General features: G+C 63.5%; 1 protein-coding gene. It reads left to right on the top strand.

Annotated elements, in window-relative coordinates:
• The first annotated feature begins 155 nt into the window (after nt 1-155).
• Nucleotides 156-1,355: an IS256 family transposase gene (locus FHY04_RS22220; protein ID WP_017503803.1), complete on the top strand. Its 1,200-nt coding sequence runs from the start codon at nt 156-158 to the stop codon at nt 1,353-1,355.
• Nucleotides 1,356-1,425 lie beyond the last annotated feature (70 nt).

The raw sequence follows: 1,425 nt of genomic DNA, 5'->3' as shown, positions 1-1,425 counted from the left end.
GGTCGTGTCCCGGGTGGTGGTGTAGCTCAGCGGTAGTGAAGCTGACCGGCCGCGCGCTATCATCCAGCGCTGTAGCGGCCGGTCAGGTTCACGGGTGGCCATCGAAGATCTTCGGATAGGTTTGGGTTGCAAGACTCAACCAAAGGAGACCTTCGATGACCGACGACACGATGAACCTGCAGGCGCTGGTGGGAAAGAGCGCGGATGCAGATTTCCTGCGTGAGATGATAGGCTTTGCCGCGCAGCGGCTGATGGATCTGGAGGTCGGTAGTCTGACCGGCGCTGGATATGGCGAGAAGAGCAGCGACCGGCTTGCCCAACGTAACGGTTACCGCGAGCGCGACTGGGAAACGCGGGCCGGCACCGTTGAACTGCGCATCCCCAAGCTGAGGACGGGCAGCTACTTTCCCGCCTTCCTGGAGCCCCGGCGCCTTTCAGAAAAAGCGCTGACCGCGGTTGTCCAGGAGGCATACATCCAAGGCATCTCGACCCGTTCGGTCGACGACCTGGTGAAGGCCATGGGTATGAGCGGCATCTCGAAGAGCCAGGTAAGCCGGCTTTGCGAGGAGATCGACGTCCGCGTGAAGGCTTTTCTCGACCGGCCTATCGAGGGCGACTGGCCGTACGTGTGGATCGACGCGACGTACCTGAAAGTGCGTCAGGCTGGTCGGATCGTCTCGGTCGCGGTCACCATTGCAGTCGGCGTGAACGGTGACGGCAGGCGCGAGGTGCTCGGCATGGCGATCGGTGCGTCGGAGGCTGAGACGTTCTGGACAGACTTCCTCCGCGGCCTCGCGCGGCGGGGCCTACGCGGTGTGAAACTCATCATCTCGGATGCCCACGAGGGCATCAAAGCTGCCGTCTCACGCGTGTTCAGCGCCACGTGGCAGCGGTGCCGCGTACATTTCGCGCGCAACGCTACGGCCCATGCCGGCAAGAGCGGGCGGCGCGTCGTCTCGGCCTTCATCGCCACCGCGTACGCACAGGAGACGCCCGAAGCCGCCAAGGGTCAGTGGCGCAAGGTCGCCGACCAGCTGAGACCCAGCGTCCCTAAACTCGCAAAGCTGATGGATACGGCGGAGGAGGACGTGCTCGCCTACATGTCGTTCCCGCCGCAGCATCGCACCAAGCTGCACAGCACGAATCCACTCGAGCGCCTGAACGGCGAGATCAAGCGACGCACCGGCGTGGTCGGCATCTTCCCCAACGAGGATGCCATCACCCGCCTCGTCGGCGCTTTGCTACTAGAGCAGAACGACGAGTGGGCGGTCCAGCGGGGACGCTACATGACACTGGAAAGCGTAACGCAATTGAGCGATGATCCCGCAGTCACGTTGTCGTCCATGGCGGCGTGATCGACCCGGCCATGTCCGGAGATCAAAGCGGCTACGCCGCTGAAGCTACACCACGCGGTGGGACACGATC

The sequence above is a fragment of the Sphingomonas sp. BK481 genome, from assembly GCF_014194875.1.
Taxonomy (GTDB): domain Bacteria; phylum Pseudomonadota; class Alphaproteobacteria; order Sphingomonadales; family Sphingomonadaceae; genus Sphingomonas; species Sphingomonas aerolata.
This window is presented reverse-complemented; position numbering and strand designations above follow the sequence as displayed.

Coding starts and splice junctions, on each gene's coding strand:
- FHY04_RS22220 (WP_017503803.1), top strand. CDS start 156: ATGACCGACGACACGATGAACCTGCAGGCGCTGGTGGGAAAGAGCGCG.